A 16775-nucleotide genomic window follows, 5' to 3' on the forward strand; every position below is an offset into this window, starting at 1 on the left:
TGGGATAAGTCCCAGTTCCTTATTTTTTAGAAGTTAGAAGTTGGCAATATTTCGCCAATTTCAGCTAAACGCTCACTAACTTCCTCTTGGCTTAGATGATTGTGTTTTACATACAAATTCTCTGATGCAACTCGGCAATCGTAACAACAGCCGCGCAAGTATTTGTGCTCGTTTTCAACTGAAGTTAAAATTTGACGATTGCACTTAGGGTTTGCACAGTTAACATACCGTTCGCAAGGAGAACCATCAAACCAATCCCGACCAACAATCACATGTTCTTTTTGGTTTACAGGTACACTGATTCGACTATCGAATACATACATTTGACCGTCCCATAACTCGCCTTGGACTTCAGGATCTTTACCATACGTAGCAATGCCGCCATGTAATTGACCGACATCTTTAAATCCTTCTTTGACTAGCCAACCTGAAAACTTTTCACAACGGATCCCGCCTGTACAATAAGTTACAACACGTTTATCCATGAACTCTTCTTTATTGTCGCGAATCCATTGAGGGAGTTCACGAAAAGAGCGGATATCCGGTCGAACTGCACCTCTGAAGTGCCCTAAATCATATTCATAATCATTACGCGCATCAATGACAATTGTACCTTCATCTAAAATGGCTTCCCGGAAGGCTTTAGGGTCCAAATATTCCCCTGTGATTTCATTGGGGTCGATGTCATCTTCTAAGTTTAATGTAACTAATTCTTGCCGGTGGCGAACATGCATTTTTTTGAAAGCTTCTGTACTTTCTTCATCAATTTTAAAAACCATATCAGCAAAACGAGTATCAGCATGCATTTCATCCATGTAACGTTGAGTTTGTTCGAACGTTCCCGAAACGGTGCCATTGATACCTTCTGAAGCGATTAAGATTCTACCTTTTAAACCAATTTCTTTACAAAATGCTAAATGGTCTTTTGTAAATTGCTCTGGGTCTTCAATAAGAACATATTGGTAATAAAGCAATACACGATAATCTTTAGACATTGTAAATCCTCCTAAATAACTTACTTAATAAACTTTATAATGAAATAAACAAACTATCTGACACTATATTATACACTAACTTATTTTAAGAAAGCAAGGCCTAAAAAATAGCAGAGAGTGTTTTTTTAAGCTAAAATGAATTGAGCTGACCCGATTTAAAAAAATCAATGCACTAAACCGATCGTAAAAGACAGGAAGATAGAAAGGATGAACGATAGGATGCGATGTACTTGGGCAACAAAAACGCCATTAGATCAACATTACCATGATTATGAATGGGGGAAGCCACATCATGATGACAAAGAGTTGTTTGAATTACTGATTCTTGAAACCATGCAAGCTGGTTTGAGCTGGTCTACTATATTAGCGAAAAGAGAGAATTACCGTGAGGCTTTAGATGGGTTTGATCCACTAAAAATCCAAATTTATGATCAACTAAAAATAGAAGAACTGCTGGCTAATCCCGGCATTATACGCCATAAATTAAAAATAAAAGCCATTATCAAAAACGCACGATCCTTTTTAGCGGTTCAAGAAGAATGGGGAACCTTTGATCGCTACTTATGGTCTTTTGTGGATTATCAACCAATCGTCAATCACTACAGCACTGGGGAACAAATTCCTGTGAAAACTGAATTATCCGAAAAACTTGCAGCAGATATGAAAAAAAGAAACTTTTCTTTTATTGGACCAGTGACGTGTTATGCTTACTTGCAAGCTGCTGGGTTGATTAACGATCATGAAGCAGGTTGTCAATTTAAATAAAACCTATGCTTTACAAGAGGAGAATGAAGAAGAAGAGGAATAATCAGACAAAGAACGTTAAAAGTGTTGACACTTAATTGTAATCTAAACGAAACCTTACTGACTTGTCTTTCATGTTATACTATGACTTGTGAAGTAAGAGTAAATTTTACTTAAGATTAAAAAATGAAATTTGGAGGAAAGAGACTAGTGAATAAAAAATTACTTTCAATTGCTATTTTAGGAACAATGACTTTTAGCTCTCTTATATTGCCAACAGCGGTTGGTGCTGAATCCTATACAGACAAAATCGAAGAAGCAGAACAAAAAGTAAACCAAAATAAAAAAAATATTGAAGAAGCAGAACAAAAAATAAATGGTTTAGCAACAGAAAAAATTACTACACAAGAGCAATTAGAAACAATCAATAATACTATTAGTGTAAATAAAGAAAAATCTCAAAAATTAGTAGCTGATATCCAAAAATCTCAAAAAGAAATGGATACGTTGAAAACAGAAATTGAAGCACTAGAAGAAAAAATTGAACAACGAAATGAACAATTGGATCAACAAGCTCGAACAGTCCAAACTAATGGAGATACTCAAAACTACATAGAATTCGTCATTGAAGCAGAGTCTTTAGTAGACGTAGTAGGCCGCTTAGATGTGGTTAGTAAATTAGTAGATGCCAATAAAAACCTTGTTGAAGAACAAGTAGCCGATCAAAAATTAGTGATTGAAAAGAAAACAGCAACGGAACAAACAATCGTTCAACAAAATGCATTAGCTGCTCAGCTGGAAGATGCACAAAGTTCTCTTGAGCAACAAATGTTGGAAAAAGAAGTAGTTGTTTCGCAACTCGCTTCTGAAATGGCCACGGCTCAAGAAGATAAAGATGCTTTCTTAGCTCAAAAAACAGCTGCAGAAAATGCTGTTACTGAATATACTACAGCTCAAGCGGCTGCAGAAAAAGCTGTCCAAGTAGCTTTTGAACAGAAAAAAGTTGAAGAAGAAAAAGCTGAAGAAGCAGCTGCAACAGAAGCCGCTTCTACTGAAGTAGCAGCAAACGAAACTGCATCTGCGGCAACTTCAGAACAAAGCAATGACGAAGCTGTAACAGAAGTACAAGCAGAAACACCAGCTCCAAGTACGGAAACAGCGTCTCAACCTGCATCAACGAATAGTAATCCAGCAACAACAGCTAACTCAAATACGACTAGTTCGAATTCGTCTAGTTCGAATAGCTCTAACTCGAATAACACTGCTGCAACTACGCCAGCGCCTAGTAAACCAGTGTCTAAACCAAAACCAAAACCGGCACCAACACCAGCTCCAGCTCCTTCAACAGGCGGAACTTCATGGTCTGCATTGCAGTCTACTGCAAATAGCGTGTTAGGAACACCATATTTATGGGGCGGTACAACAACCTCAGGTTTTGATTGTTCTGGTTTTACATCGTATGTTTTTGCTAAAGCGGGCATCAACTTGCCGCGTGTAGCTTCTGCACAATACAATGCATCAACGAAAGTATCTAACCCACAAGCAGGAGACTTAGTGTTCTTCTCACTTGGTGGTTCAACTATTGACCACGTAGGAATCGTTTCTGGCGGCGGACAATTTGTTGGCTCTCAAAGCAGTACCGGTGTTGCCTATGCTTCATATACTTCTGGATATTGGGCAAGCAAAGTTGTCGGTTACGGACGTTATTAAAAACAATAATGAAAATAAAAAGACTCGAATAAGGCCAGCCATGGTTTTGTTCGGGTCTTTTTTGTATAAATAAGAACACTTACTTAGTATACTGATAGTAGGCGAGTAAAAGAATCTTTTGAAAAAACGTATTATTTATTTTTTTGAAAGGTATACCAAGAATAAAGGAGGGCTAAAATGAGCTTAGCTGTATTAATCATAAATCCTTCTTCAGGAAATGAAGAAGGAGAACAGTACGCGTTAAATGCCCAAGCAACATTAGAGAAAATGTTTGATAAACTAATAGTAAAAAAGACTGAGAAAGCCGGAGATGCTAAACGATTTGCTAATGAAGCAGCAAAAGATAGAGTGGAAGCTGTTTTTGTTATGGGTGGAGACGGCACAATAAACGAATGTGTTAATGGCATCGCAGGAGAAGCTTATCGTCCTGACTTTGGTTTTATCCCTATGGGAACTGCTAATGATTTAGGTCATGCACTTGGTATTCCTATGGATCCCGCGGAAGCCATTGCCATGCTGCCTACAGCTGCTAAATGCAAGATAGATGTTGGAAAAGTCAATGATGATTACTTTATTGATGTCATTGCAATCGGAAGCATCCCTGAAGCTGTTCAGAATGTTAGTACAGAACAAAAAACTAAATTAGGTTTTTTTGCTTATATTTTGGAAGGCTTAAAAGCAGCAAAAAAGAATAAAAGCTACTCATTCAAATTAACCTTAGATGAAAAAACTTTTTCACAAGAAGCTGAATTGGTTTTAGTTGCGCTCACCAATTCAGTAGGCGGTTTTTCATCTCTGTTACCAGAAGCTAAAGCAGATGATGGGTATTTGCATTTGGTTTTATTAAAAAAAACGAGCTTGCTAAAGAAATTACCCTTGCTTCTTAAATTACTTAAGGGAGAAACGAATGATACACGTGATGTTTTATATGAAAGGTTCAAAACAGGCCAAGTGGCTGTCTCTAAAAAAGAAAAACTAGGAACGAATATTGACGGTGACCCAGGAGATGACTTGCCCTTAACTCTTGAAGTGTTAGCTTCTCACATAACTGTTTTTGTGCCTAGTTGATTTTAACAGTTTCCATAAAACACCATAAAAAACCCGTTGCGTGTAAGCAACGGGTTTTATTTGAAAACTAATTTAAAAAATCTTCTGTCAATGTCAAAAAGGTTTCAACATCATTTTTCATAATCGCTATTCCAGCCTCCCAGAATTCGGGTTTAGTCAAATCAGCGTTTAAGTGTTTCATTGCCAAATCTTCCGTAGACATAGAAGCCGTATCTCTCAATAAAGCGATGTAACGCTCTTCAAATCCTTGGCTTTCTTCAAGAGACTGAGCATAGATTCCTAGACTGAAAAGGTATCCAAACGTATAAGGGAAGTTATAAAAAGGCACATCCGCAATAAAGAAGTGTAATTTGCTAGCCCAAAAATGCGGATGGTAGCTGCTTAAAGAATCTTGATAGGCTTCTTTTTGGGCAGCCTCCATTAACTCAGACAAGCGTTCATCTGTTACAATACCGGTTTGGCGTTCTTTATAAAAATTAGATTCAAAGATAAAACGAGCATGAATGTTCAAGAACATTGCCAATGCGTTTTGAATTTTCGTATCTAGTAAACCAATTTTAGCCTCTTTTGTTTTAGCTTCTTTTACAGTTGCATCGGCAACGATCATTTCAGCGAAGGTACTAGCTGTTTCAGCTACATTCATCGCATATTGTTGGTTTAAAGCAGGCAAGTCATTCATTACATGGCTATGGAAAGCGTGGCCTAATTCGTGTGCTAAAGTAGAAACTTCACTTGGTGAATCGGCATAAGTCATAAAAATTCTTGATTCATTGCTTTCTGGCAATTCTGCACAGTAGCCGCCAGGACGTTTGCCGCTGCGGTTTTCAGCTTCGATCCAATTGTGTTCAAAAGCATATTGAGCAAAATCAGCCATTTTTGGACTCACTTTTTTGAAGTTTTCGATGATGAACTCGGCCCCTTGATCATACGGATAAACTTGAGGTTCTGCGTTCCCAACTAAAACAGGCGCTTCAATATCTTGCCAAGCTAATTTTTCTTTTCCTAATAATTGGGCTTTTCGGTTTAAATAATCTATAAAAGGCTGCTTATGATCGCTAACGGCTTGCCACATGGTGTCTAATGTTTCACGTTTCATTCGATTGTATTCTAACGGACGTTTTAAGTAATCGGTCACGCCATGAGCTTGATAATCTGCTAAACGAAATCCGGCTAAATGATTAAGCGTATCGCTGAATAAAGGAGCTTTTGCTGACCAAGTTGCTTCCCATTTCTGAAAGAGCTGTTCTCTAACTTCAGCATCAGGATCCGCATTCATTTTATTGTAGGCTTGGCCCGCAGATAAGTTGGTTACATGCCCATCTTTATCTTCAAATGGAATTTCAATTGTTGCAACTAATGTATCGTAATGGTCGCTCCAGCCTTGGAATCCATCAATGGAAAGAGAATTGATCAAGGCCTCTTCAGCTTCACTCAATAATTCTTTACCTTGAGTTCTTATTTCATTTAAAACAAATTGAATCGGTTGAAACTCAGGCAGATTTGTTAAGTTAGTCCATTCAGAGTCAGGTATCTCAACTATTTTTTTAGCTAAAATTGTCTGAACCGTGCTCGAAAAGCTGCTTAATTCGAATGCTTTCCCCAATAGAGCACTGGCTTGTTTATTATTGATATCAGCAGATTGAACAGCTTCAATAAAAGTATGGACTTGAGACAAACCAAAAGTTACTTTTTCTTGTAAAGCTAGTAATTGTGTAAAGTGTTTGAAATCAGGTCCATCTTGTTCACTGTTCCAACTGGTTACATTTTTTGATAATTCCTCTAACTGTTCTTGAAGGAGAGCCATTTTTTCATGGAGTTGAGTTGAACGACTGCCTCCAGGAAAAATAGATTCTAAATCCCAATTTATACTGTATTTCATTTAAAAACTCCCTTTCTAATTGCCGCTTTCTTTATTATAGTCCAGTTGCTTCTATTTTGAAAATAACCATTATCGGTGAAAAAGTTGGAAAAGAAAAATAATCCGCTGATTTTAAGACAAACCCATTCAAATGGCCAATCAGTAAGGGGATTAAACTTGAAATAAATTTAACTTTTAAAAGAATAGAAGAAGAGAAGTCGAGCAACTTGACTTCTAAAAATCTTTGAGCTAGCATAGTAAATGACATGAAATGAATAAAGCTTCTGTTAGGTGAGGCTCCTATATGGAAAAACGCTGCTGCCCAAAAACGTCGAGAGACACCAATGGGTCAACAGGAATGATCGAATTAAGGTCATTTTTAATGTAGCTGATGAATAATCTACGCCATATAGTGCTAAAACTCGACGATGGAGAAGGAATACAAGGAACTTTTTTGAGGTGCAAAAAAGCTGTATTTAAATATGGAATCGTTTATCGTTTATTTAGAATGGATATTCAAGCATATACTCTATCGCAGAATGGAGTGTATGCTTTTTTATTGTTTTCTTTCTAAAAGGGGTTTCAATCGTAATTTCGAGTTTTTGAATTGTCATTTCAGAGTAATGCGCAGACCTATCAAAAAAAGGCGAGGTGAATGGTATGGAAAAAGGCTCTAGTAGTGATAGTCCAGGTGATGATTGTTGGAGAGATGAAGAAAAAATAAGTAAGCCTGCCATGACCCTCTTAATTAGGATAATAGTGTAGCAAACTTGTTTTTTCCGGTAAGGCAAAAGGAGGAAAAAATAATGGCAAATCAAAAGAAGCACATTTATACAGAAAAAAAATCTAAAAACAACCAATTAAAAGAATTAGGCTACCTCACAGAAGAAGCAGTTTTAAAACAGTTGGATACAGGAGAGTCAGGCTTAAGCAAATCAGAAGCGGAAAAGCGCTTAGAAGAATTTGGGTTAAATGAAGTCGCTGCTCAAAAGCCTGTTCCTTGGTATCTACTATTACTCCAAGCATTTAAAGATCCATTTATTTATGTTTTAGCACTTTTATTAGTTGTCTCAGCTGCTACTAAAGATTTTGAAGCCAGTATCGTTATGGGCTTGATGATTTTATTCAGTGCAGGACTTCATTTTATTCAAGAATATCGTTCTCAAAAAGCCAGTTTGGCTTTGAAAGAACTTATCGAAACCACTTGTGCAGTGACCAGAGAAGGGGTAACGAAAGAAATCCCCATTGATGAAGTCGTTCCTGGCGATATTGTCAATCTGTCGACAGGAGACTTGATTCCAGCAGATGCTCGTTTGATTTGGACTAAAGACTTATTCGTCAATCAATCGTCATTAACGGGAGAATCGATGCCGATTGAAAAGTTTGTCCAAATAGAAGGCGAAAAAGAAGATCCGCACGTAACGGCTTTGGATCTTCATAACTTAGCTTTTATGGGGACAGATGTTTTAAGCGGACAAGGAAAAGTAGTCGTATTAAAAACAGGAGAAGATACTTTCTTTGGAGATATTGCTACTCAATCTTCTAAATCTAGAGGAGAAACGAGCTTTGACCGTGGCGTAAAAAATGTTAGTAAATTATTGATCAACTTTATGCTTGTCATGGTTCCTATTGTATTTTTAATCAATGGAATCTCAAAAGGCGATTGGGGCGAAGCTTTCTTCTTCTCAATAGCAGTAGCTGTTGGTTTAACACCAGAAATGCTGCCGATGATCATTACGAGCAACTTAGCTAAAGGTGCGATTACGATGTCTAAGAAAAAAGTAATCGTTAAAGAATTAAATGCTATTCAAAACTTGGGTGCTATGGATGTCTTATGTACGGATAAAACTGGAACGATAACGGAAGACAAAGTCGTTTTGGTACGTCATGTAAATCCGATTGGCGAAGAAAGCAATCGTGTTTTAGAGTTAGCGTATATGAACTCAAATTATCAAACCGGTTGGAAAAATGTGATGGATCACGCTGTCATTGAGTATTTCAGTGAAAATCGTGAAGAAGCTGAATTAGAAAAAGTCGAAAAAATTGACGAAATTCCATTCGATTTCTCAAGACGCCGTTTAACTGTAGCTGTCAAAACAGGGGATCAGCAAATTATGATCACTAAAGGCGCCGTAGAAGAAATGCTGAAAGTTTGTCAATATGTAGAATTGAACGGTGAAGTTGTTCCGTTGACACCAGAATTACAAAAAACGATGGAAGAAGTCAGCATCAAAATGAACAAAGAAGGCATGCGTGCACTAGGTGTCGCCTATAAACTGAACGTTCATGATTCAGCTGTTTACTCAATTAAAGATGAAGCAGATATGGTGCTAGTAGGGTTCATGGGATTTTTAGACCCGCCAAAACAATCTTCTATCACAGCTATTAAGTCGCTCCATGAACATGGTGTGAATGTAAAAGTTTTGACTGGCGATAACGAAATAGTCGCTCAAAAAATCTGTAAAGAAGTTGGAATCGAAGTGAACCGTGTGATTCTTGGAACAGAACTTGAAACGATGGATGACAACGAATTGATGGATGCAACAGAAGAAGTCAATCTTTTTGCTAAATTAAATCCAACTCAAAAAGCTCGAATCATTGAATTATTGCAACAAAAAGGACACACAGTTGGATTTATGGGAGACGGCATCAACGATGCGCCCGCATTGAGAACGGCTGATGTAGGGATTTCTGTTGATACCGCAGCAGATATTACTAAAGAAGCTAGTTCAATCATTCTGTTGGAAAAGAGTTTAACGGTTTTAGAAGACGGTGTGTTAGAAGGCCGGACTGTTTTTGGAAACATGATGAAATACATTAAAATGACGATCAGTTCAAACTTCGGTAATGTATTTAGTGTATTAGTAGCCAGTGCCTTTTTACCATTCTTGCCAATGCTTTCGATTCAACTCTTAGTCCAAAACCTTATTTATGATATCGCCCAATTAACCATTCCTTGGGATAAGATGGATGAGGAAGATTTAATGAAACCAGCTAAATGGGGAACGTCAGATTTATTGAAGTTTACTTTTAGCATTGGGCCGATCAGTTCGATTTTTGATATTTTAACATTTGTACTGATGTGGTTTGTTTTCCAAGCTAACACGGTCCAAGATGCTGCTTTATTCCATTCAGGTTGGTTCGTGATTGGTTTGATTACTCAAACTGTTGTCGTCCATGTGATCAGAACGAAAAAGATTCCGTTTATTCAAAGCAGAGCCAGCTTAAGCGTAACGTTATCAACCCTTGCTGTTGTAGTGGCTGCTGTATTGATCCCTGGAAGCAAATTCGGGACATTCTTTGATTTTGTAGCTTTACCGACAACTTACTGGAAATGGATGATCCTAATTGTTTTAGCTTATATTGTATTGACTCAAGTAGTCAAAGATATTTATATTAAAATAAATAAACAATGGCTATGATGGTTTAATGTTATTGTCAGCAAGAAAGTCAAACTATATATGGTTTGGCTTTCTTTTTTTATGTGAAAAGAAAAGAAATTGAGGTAAACTAAAAGAAAGAAAGGAGTGTAAAAATGCGTTCATCCACAAAAGATAATCTATTTATAGGATTGGCTTTAGTAATTATGGGGGTATTGTTTTATAGTTCTTCCCAACCGTATGAAGAACAATCGGTCACCCCTTTGCTGAATCAACTATTAGCAAAAGAACCGCTTAAGAATCTGCTGAGCGGGATCCACTTTACATATGCTAGCGGAGAGGTAAGCATTGATGCGCTAGGATATAGCGAGTTTATAGAGTTTTTTATACGCAAAGCTGCCCATTTTGGCACCTATTTTTTATTAGGGTTGTTTTGGTTTCTAGGATTGAAGAATAAAATGACGAGCATCAGTTTAGCTGCCTTTATTTCTTGGCTGCTCGCTACCGGCTATGCAGCACTGGATGAATTTCACCAAGGCATTACGCCTAACAGAACACCATTGTTGCAAGATGTGACCCTAGATAGTGTCGGCGCATTAACAGCTATTGGGCTAGCGCTTCTCTTTTTTGTTTTCCACAAAAACAAAAAAAGAACAAAAAAGAATTACCGTTAGGACTATTTCTCCTAAGATCCATCACTTTTAGAAAGATTTGCTCAAGAACCTGTTTTTTGGTAGAATGAGAAGGGCTTATTTGCCAAAATACAATGTGAGATGAGGGAATATGGATGGCAGGACATTCAAAATGGAACAATATCCAAGGACGTAAAAATGCACAAGATGCAAAACGCGGCAAAATTTTCCAAAAAATATCTAGGGAAATTTATATGGCTGTAAAAAAAGGTGGTCCTGATCCGGACACAAACCCTTCATTACGTATGGTGATGGATAAAGCCAAATCAAACAATATGCCAAACGACAATATTGATAGAGCCATTAAAAAAGGCAGTTCTACAACTGAGAACGAAAATTACGACGAAGTCACTTATGAAGGTTATGGTCCTCAAGGTACAGCTGTTTTAGTGCATGCTTTATCAGATAATTTAAATCGGACAGGAACCAACGTCCGTGTCGCTTTTAATAAAAATGGCGGTTCACTAGGGGAAAAAGGTTCAGTGAGTTACATGTTCGACCGCAAAGGGTACATCGCTATCGCACGCGAAGGTTTAGATGTTGATGAAGACACGATGCTGATGAGCGTTCTGGAAGCTGGCGGAGAGGAAATGGAAACATCTGACGAAGTATTTGAAGTTTATACAGACCCGTCCGATTTACCAGAAGTCCGTGATGCCTTAGAAAAAGAAGGGTACACATTAGCGCAAGCTGAAGTTACCATGATTCCGCAAACAACTGTTGAATTATCTGAAGATAAAAGAGTTACACTAGAACAAATGATTGATAAATTAGAAGAAGATGACGACGTTTCAGAAGTTTTTCACAACGCGATACTATAATCAAAATATACAAGATGTTCCTCCAGCAAAGTGTTGGAGGGATATTTTTTTATAAAAAAAGGAAATTAAGATGAAAAGCATACAATTAGAGTAGGAACATAAAACAATCAAAGGAGGGAACAACCTATTAGAAAATCGCAAACCATATATTCTGAAATAAGGAGGGAATGCCGTGTGCTCAAACAAAACAAGGAGAATGAGACAATGGATTGGCACATGTTATGGAGATAGAACAACTTGCTGAACACGTTATTTTAAAGGCTCAAAACAAAGGGGCAAGTGATGTTCATGTTTTACCCGAGGGAAATGACTATAGAATATTTTTTCGAATTGGCGGTTATTTAATTCAATTTTTTAATCTGACACCAGATGAAGGGGTTCGCCTTATTTCCTACTTTAAATACTTATGCAATATGGATGTCGGGGAAAGGAGACGTCCGCAAAGCGGATCGATTCAATTTTTGCTTAATAAGACAAAACAAGCTTTGCGATTTTCAACGATCACTAATTTCAAATCTCAAGAATCCATGGTGATACGGTTATTGAATCAAACGGAAGTGCATCCTTTAAAAGAAACAACTTTTTTCCACCAAGAAGTTAATGAAATGGAAAAGTTAGTGCAGTTTAAAAGCGGCTTGCTTTTATTTTCTGGCCCAGTTGGATCTGGAAAAACGACCACCATGTACCATTTGATTCGCGAATGCCATTCAAAAAATAATCAGCAAGTCATCACTGTGGAGGATCCCGTGGAGATAGAAGAACCGGCATTTCTTCAAACCGAAGTAAATGAAAAAGCAGGTGTCTTCTATGAGACGCTTTTAAAGTCGAGTTTAAGGCATCATCCAGATACCTTGATCGTAGGAGAAATCAGAGATGAAGAAACGGCCAAAATGGTTATACGAGGAGCTTTAACAGGCCACTTGATCATTGCAAGTATACATGCTAAAAATGCTGTAGGGGTCCTCTCAAGACTGATTGAATTAGGGATAACCCATGAACAATTGAAACAAACTCTTTTAGGAATCGTTTTTCAAAAATTGCTTCCAAAAAACTGCCCGTTTTGTAAAGGAGATTGCCAAATGGATTGTAGCCATTGGAACGTTCATGAAAAACGAGCTACTGTTTATGAAGTATTATCTGGAGAAAACTTGCAAGGGTGTTTGTCGAATGAATCGGCAATTCTAAATCAACCTGAACAGATGAACAGGTCGTTTAATTGCTTGTTAAGAAAGGCGTATGTTTATGGTTTTATTACCCAAAAAAACTTTCAAAAATACCGCATTCCGTAAAACTCAAACGGAATTGATGCAAGCTTCTTTTTTAACGAAATTAGCTTCTTTGATCCAAGAAGGATTTACTTTGCGAGAAGCCCTAACTTTCTTAGCGACCATTATGCCAAAAGAAGCTCATTGGATTCAACTTATTTTACATGAATTAGAAAACGGTCAACGGTTTGATGAAGCACTCAGAAACCAAGGATTTTCTGAGCGCATCAGCTCTCAAATTTATTTATCTCTTATTCATGGACAATTTTCGGAAGCTCTAGGGGCAAGCGGACAGTATTTAGAAACGAAAAACAAACAAAAACAGCAATTAATGAAGTTGTTACAATATCCCTTGGTTCTATTGCTGTTTATGGTAGGCATTTTAATAGCCATGCGATTGGTTTTATTGCCGAGTTTTCGGCAATTGTATGATACATCTGCTCAAAGCGTCTCGTGGATCAACCGCTTCGCAATCGGATTTATTGAATATTTTCCAACTGTTTTACTGATTGCCGGTTTATGCACCAGCTTATTGTTTTTGTGGATACACACTAAACTGAAAAAAATGTCAGCTATTGAGCGAACGACTTTTTACATGCGGATTCCGTTGGCGAATACCTTGATACGTTTGTACCATACCCATTCTTTTAGTTACGAATGGAGTCAGCTTTTAAAAAGCGGACATCAAATGAACGCCATTATTGGTCTGATGCAAGCAAAAGAAGCAACAGCATTGATGCGAGAAGTTGCACAAGTAATGGAATTAGAGTTGAAAACAGGACGAAATTTTAAAGAATCGATGAGTTCACTGACATTTTTCAATCCAGAATTGGGTTTAATTATTTTACATGGCGAAGCGACTAGTCAGTTAGCAAGCGAATTAATGATCTATGGTGAAGATTGTCAAAAAAGAATGATGCAGTACATTCAAAAGGTTTTTAGCTGGATCCAACCCTTTATTTTTTTATTTGTTGCTTTTTTTATTTTGTGTATTTACCTGGCTTTATTACTGCCTATGTTCTCTATGATAGGAGAGGTTGTCTGATGAAAAAGAAAAAAAGATTAAACGCTGATGGTTTTACTTTAATTGAAATGATTTTGGTGCTTTTCGTGATCTCTGTGTTGATGCTGCTGATTGTTCCGAATGTCGTAGAACAGAAAAAGAAAGTGGATCAGAAAGGTACAGAAGCTTTGGTCACAGTTGTTCAAACCCAAGTAGAATTATACGAAATGGATACGAATAAAAAGGCTGCAAGTTTTGATGATTTAAAAACAGCCTATTTAAATGAGAAACAATTGGCCCAAGCCAAAGATAAATTGGTGATCAGCAACGGTAAAGTTTCAGCTAAAGCGTCTTCTGAATGAAGAAACTAAACGATAAAGGAATGCTGCTTTTCGAAAGCTTGCTGGTTTTACTATTAACGGTTAGTTTGCTGATGATACCAACGGTTTTTTCTAAAACGATCATTAAAGATGTAGAGACGCAATTGTTTATTGAGGAGTTGCAAAGCAGCTTGACAGCTACTCAGAATTACGCTGTTTTATCTGGAAATTGGACAATGATGGATATTTCAGCAAGCACAGGCAAAATCTCTTTCAACATACTAACAGAAGAGAACCATTATTTGACTCATCAATTGATTTTGCCTGAAACCATCACAACGCCTACGAGTAAGCGGTACGTTTTTAATGGCGGAAGCGGCAATTTACAAAGCTTTTCTACATTATATTTTGATATCGATGGCGTAAGGCATTCATTAGTTTTTCAGTTAGGAAGTGGGCGCTATCATTGGAATTAAAAAACTTAATCAAAAAGGGTATCTGTTATTGGAAAGCTTACTGTCGTTTTTTATCTTAACTGTTTGTATCAGTCTGTATCTACCATTGGTCGCTGGACTGTTGTTAACGGTTAAAGAAGAGAAGAAAGCGGTAGACAGAGCTCGTATCTGTTATGAGCAATCGCAAAAAATCTCACTCGGCCAATCAGTGGATGACTCTTGGCAAACAGGGGGAGTGACCTATCAGATTCATTCAATTGAAAAGGAACACAAAAAAGGCATTCAAATCAATGATGGAGATCAACAGTTGGTTATTGAAATCCTCTCGTCAAAAGTCCCAGAACCTTGATGCAAAAGGTTTTACATTGTTAGAAACAGTGATTGCTCTCCTTGTTCTATTAACATGCGTTTCTTTGATTGGTTTTTCGGTGAATCAATTTCGTGCAATCCGCAATCAAACGTTTCAAGATCGACAATTAGAATGGCATTTGTTTTTAAATCAATTTAACTATGAAATAAAAGGGCTGGTGCTTAAAGATGTATCGACCAGCAAAGTTAGATTTGAAGAACAAGATGCTGCTGGAAAAACGCAACGCGTTCATATCTATCAAAGAGATGCTAATAAAACTGTTTTTATTAAAACAACTGATTCTGGAGGCTATCAACCGTTAATGATGAAAGTGAGCAAACTAACTTTTTCTAAAAAGGATACTTTTTTGATCTTGCGGGTTACGTTTACAAATAATGAAAACTACAGTGCACAAGTAAATTTGTCACAATTGAACGAGGGGGCAGATAAATGAATCAAAAAGGAGCAATCTTGCCTTCGGTGATCGTTTTTGTTTTCTTGCTATCAGCAGTCTCAATGGGAACGACACAAATTTATAAACGCCAGATGCAGCAATTAAAAGCTACTGAAGATTATTATATTGTTCAAAGCATGATTGAATTGTCAAAAGCAGAGCTGCAATATCAACTGAAGAGTACACCAGATATTCAGGAACTGTTTTTAACGTATGCTGCTGGTACTGTTCGAGTACAAAAAACAGCAACGAAAACGTATCAATTTACTGGAATCTCTAATAAGGCATTTTTAAAACAAATTAGTATTATAGTAGATTATCCTGATTAGACCCTCTGTCTCTTAATGAATCTTGAACAGAAACTTTTTTGTAGAGACGGAACTGGAATCTTAATAAAAAGGAAATAACCCTTGTTAAAAGCCAAGGGTTATTTCCTTTTGGCCTTTAATTTGGTATAATAAATTGAATTGTGTTCAGCGCTTATTAGCAAACTAGCTGCAACATTGATCTAATAGATGAGGAGTGATGATAAATGACTCGATTGAATAAGGTACGTGAAGGCATGAAACAACGAGGATTGGATGCGTTGCTGGTAACCAGCCCTTATAATTTACGCTATGTATCAAACTTTACTGGAACAACAGGGTTAAGTGTCATTACACTGAATAAAGCTTATTTCATAACAGATTTTCGATATGTTGAACAAGCTGCTAGCCAAGCAATTGGTTTTGAAATCGTTCAAAACAGTGGCCCGATATACGATGAGGTTGCTCGATTGGTAGAAGCAGATAAAATTGAAGCACTTGGTTTTGAACAAGATTATGTTACTTTCAGTACCTTTGAAGTATTGGAACAAATTATTTCAAGTGAATTGATTCCTGTTTCGAAATTGATAGAAGAGTTGCGTGAAGTAAAAGATGCATCAGAAATAGAAACAATCAAAAAAGCTTGTTCGATTTCTGATGCAGCGTTCCAATATATTTTAGGCGAAATCAAACCAGGCATGTCTGAAATTGAAGTAGCTAATTTGTTGGATTTCCACATGCGTGGATTAGGAGCAACGGGAGTTTCTTTTGATACTATTGTAGCAAGCGGCATTCGATCTGCTATGCCACATGGTGTAGCTAGCCAGAAGTTGATTGAAACTGGGGATTTCGTGACGATTGATTTTGGTTGTTATTATGAAGGATATGTTTCAGATATGACACGGACATTTTCAGTTGGCGAACCGGCTGAAAAATTAAAAGAAATCTACAATATCACGCTTGAAGCTCAATTAAAAGTTATTGATGCAGCTAAACCAGGAATGACTGGAATCGAATTAGATGCTGTCGCTCGCGATCATATCGCAAGCTACGGTTATGGAGAAGCATTTGGCCATTCAACTGGGCATGGCATAGGACTAGAAATCCATGAAGGACCGAACGTTTCAAAACTAGCGGATAAACCTTTTGTAGCTGGGAACGTGATCACAAATGAACCAGGAATTTACTTGCCTGGAATCGGCGGAGTCAGAATTGAAGATGATCTAGTAATCACTGATTTTGGTAATGACGTTATCGTTCATTCGCCAAAAGAGTTAATCATTCTTTAGATGCAAAAAGAGCTATGATTTATTAGGTAGTTGATCAAAAAAATGATACACTAAGACAGAAAATAGG

Annotated in this window: 16 protein-coding genes and 1 riboswitch; of the genes, 14 read left to right on the forward strand and 2 right to left on the reverse strand. The window is 37.2% G+C overall.

Translation table 11 applies throughout. From position 1 onward, the window contains the following. Positions 1 to 26: 26 nt before the first annotated feature. Positions 27 to 995, reverse strand: coding sequence for an oxygen-dependent tRNA uridine(34) hydroxylase TrhO (gene trhO, locus NY10_RS11670; protein ID WP_058920092.1), 969 nt, complete (start codon positions 993 to 995; stop codon positions 27 to 29). 207 nt (positions 996 to 1202) lie between these two features. Here trhO and NY10_RS11675 point away from each other — a divergent pair, with 207 nt between their 5' ends. The 3 genes from NY10_RS11675 (at position 1203) to NY10_RS11685 (ending at position 4517) form a co-directional block, all read left to right on the forward strand. Further along, complete coding sequence (locus tag NY10_RS11675; protein WP_058920093.1) at positions 1203 to 1760, forward strand: DNA-3-methyladenine glycosylase I; 558 nt, start codon at positions 1203 to 1205, stop codon at positions 1758 to 1760. Between the two features lie 189 nt (positions 1761 to 1949). Next, positions 1950 to 3449: a C40 family peptidase gene (locus tag NY10_RS11680; protein WP_058920094.1), complete on the forward strand. Its 1500-nt coding sequence runs from the start codon at positions 1950 to 1952 to the stop codon at positions 3447 to 3449. Between the two features lie 177 nt (positions 3450 to 3626). Next, complete coding sequence (locus tag NY10_RS11685) at positions 3627 to 4517, forward strand: diacylglycerol/lipid kinase family protein (RefSeq protein ID WP_058920095.1); 891 nt, start codon at positions 3627 to 3629, stop codon at positions 4515 to 4517. A gap of 67 nt (positions 4518 to 4584) precedes the next feature. On the opposite strand, the gene NY10_RS11690 is transcribed toward NY10_RS11685, so the two are convergent. Further along, positions 4585 to 6396, reverse strand: coding sequence for a M3 family oligoendopeptidase (locus tag NY10_RS11690; protein WP_058920096.1), 1812 nt, complete (start codon positions 6394 to 6396; stop codon positions 4585 to 4587). Positions 6397 to 6651: 255 nt separating this feature from the next. Further along, a riboswitch (M-box (ykoK) riboswitch) is annotated at positions 6652 to 6817 on the forward strand. 364 nt (positions 6818 to 7181) lie between these two features. Between NY10_RS11690 and mgtA the strand changes: the two genes are divergently transcribed. The 11 genes from mgtA to NY10_RS11755 all read left to right on the forward strand — a co-directional run bounded on the left by mgtA (position 7182) and on the right by NY10_RS11755 (position 16708). Further along, positions 7182 to 9797 carry a magnesium-translocating P-type ATPase gene (mgtA, locus tag NY10_RS11705; RefSeq protein WP_058920099.1) on the forward strand — a complete coding sequence of 872 codons (2616 nt, stop codon included), beginning with the start codon at positions 7182 to 7184 and terminating at the stop codon, positions 9795 to 9797. A 113-nt stretch (positions 9798 to 9910) separates the two neighbouring features. Continuing rightward, positions 9911 to 10429, forward strand: coding sequence for a VanZ family protein (locus NY10_RS11710; RefSeq protein ID WP_058920100.1), 519 nt, complete (start codon positions 9911 to 9913; stop codon positions 10427 to 10429). A gap of 113 nt (positions 10430 to 10542) precedes the next feature. Beyond that, positions 10543 to 11268, forward strand: coding sequence for a YebC/PmpR family DNA-binding transcriptional regulator (locus NY10_RS11715; RefSeq protein WP_058920101.1), 726 nt, complete (start codon positions 10543 to 10545; stop codon positions 11266 to 11268). A gap of 221 nt (positions 11269 to 11489) precedes the next feature. Further along, positions 11490 to 12557 (forward strand): competence type IV pilus ATPase ComGA, encoded by a 1068-nt coding sequence (comGA, locus tag NY10_RS11720; RefSeq protein ID WP_058920102.1) that lies wholly within the window; start codon positions 11490 to 11492, stop codon positions 12555 to 12557. Further along, positions 12511 to 13578 (forward strand): competence type IV pilus assembly protein ComGB, encoded by a 1068-nt coding sequence (gene comGB / locus NY10_RS11725; protein ID WP_058920103.1) that lies wholly within the window; start codon positions 12511 to 12513, stop codon positions 13576 to 13578. Before comGA ends, comGB begins: the two co-directional genes overlap by 47 nt. Further along, entirely contained in the window at positions 13578 to 13898 is a 321-nt protein-coding gene (gene comGC, locus NY10_RS11730; protein WP_058920104.1) for a competence type IV pilus major pilin ComGC, read from the forward strand. The genes comGB and comGC overlap by 1 nt, the downstream gene beginning before the upstream one ends. Next, a complete protein-coding gene (comGD, locus tag NY10_RS11735; protein WP_058920105.1) occupies positions 13895 to 14332 on the forward strand; it encodes a competence type IV pilus minor pilin ComGD in 438 nt (145 codons plus the stop codon). The genes comGC and comGD overlap by 4 nt, the downstream gene beginning before the upstream one ends. 28 nt (positions 14333 to 14360) lie before the next feature. Beyond that, positions 14361 to 14660, forward strand: a complete 300-nt coding sequence (locus NY10_RS12635; RefSeq protein WP_156413296.1) for a type II secretion system protein — start codon at positions 14361 to 14363, stop codon at positions 14658 to 14660. 16 nt (positions 14661 to 14676) lie between these two features. After that, a complete protein-coding gene (gene comGF, locus NY10_RS11745; RefSeq protein ID WP_058920107.1) occupies positions 14677 to 15114 on the forward strand; it encodes a competence type IV pilus minor pilin ComGF in 438 nt (145 codons plus the stop codon). Continuing rightward, positions 15111 to 15443 (forward strand): hypothetical protein, encoded by a 333-nt coding sequence (locus tag NY10_RS11750; RefSeq protein ID WP_058920108.1) that lies wholly within the window; start codon positions 15111 to 15113, stop codon positions 15441 to 15443. Before comGF ends, NY10_RS11750 begins: the two co-directional genes overlap by 4 nt. 203 nt (positions 15444 to 15646) lie before the next feature. Next, complete coding sequence (locus NY10_RS11755; RefSeq protein ID WP_058920109.1) at positions 15647 to 16708, forward strand: M24 family metallopeptidase; 1062 nt, start codon at positions 15647 to 15649, stop codon at positions 16706 to 16708. The last annotated feature ends 67 nt before the right edge of the window (positions 16709 to 16775 follow it).

This window comes from Carnobacterium sp. CP1, from assembly GCF_001483965.1.
Lineage (GTDB): Bacteria > Bacillota > Bacilli > Lactobacillales > Carnobacteriaceae > Carnobacterium_A > Carnobacterium_A antarcticum.

Coding starts and splice junctions, on each gene's coding strand:
- trhO (WP_058920092.1), bottom strand. CDS start 995: ATGTCTAAAGATTATCGTGTATTGCTTTATTACCAATATGTTCTTATT.
- NY10_RS11675 (WP_058920093.1), top strand. CDS start 1,203: ATGAACGATAGGATGCGATGTACTTGGGCAACAAAAACGCCATTAGAT.
- NY10_RS11685 (WP_058920095.1), top strand. CDS start 3,627: ATGAGCTTAGCTGTATTAATCATAAATCCTTCTTCAGGAAATGAAGAA.
- NY10_RS11690 (WP_058920096.1), bottom strand. CDS start 6,396: ATGAAATACAGTATAAATTGGGATTTAGAATCTATTTTTCCTGGAGGC.
- mgtA (WP_058920099.1), top strand. CDS start 7,182: ATGGCAAATCAAAAGAAGCACATTTATACAGAAAAAAAATCTAAAAAC.
- NY10_RS11710 (WP_058920100.1), top strand. CDS start 9,911: ATGCGTTCATCCACAAAAGATAATCTATTTATAGGATTGGCTTTAGTA.
- NY10_RS11715 (WP_058920101.1), top strand. CDS start 10,543: ATGGCAGGACATTCAAAATGGAACAATATCCAAGGACGTAAAAATGCA.
- comGA (WP_058920102.1), top strand. CDS start 11,490: ATGGAGATAGAACAACTTGCTGAACACGTTATTTTAAAGGCTCAAAAC.
- comGB (WP_058920103.1), top strand. CDS start 12,511: ATGGTTTTATTACCCAAAAAAACTTTCAAAAATACCGCATTCCGTAAA.
- comGC (WP_058920104.1), top strand. CDS start 13,578: ATGAAAAAGAAAAAAAGATTAAACGCTGATGGTTTTACTTTAATTGAA.
- comGD (WP_058920105.1), top strand. CDS start 13,895: ATGAAGAAACTAAACGATAAAGGAATGCTGCTTTTCGAAAGCTTGCTG.
- NY10_RS11750 (WP_058920108.1), top strand. CDS start 15,111: ATGAATCAAAAAGGAGCAATCTTGCCTTCGGTGATCGTTTTTGTTTTC.
- NY10_RS11755 (WP_058920109.1), top strand. CDS start 15,647: ATGACTCGATTGAATAAGGTACGTGAAGGCATGAAACAACGAGGATTG.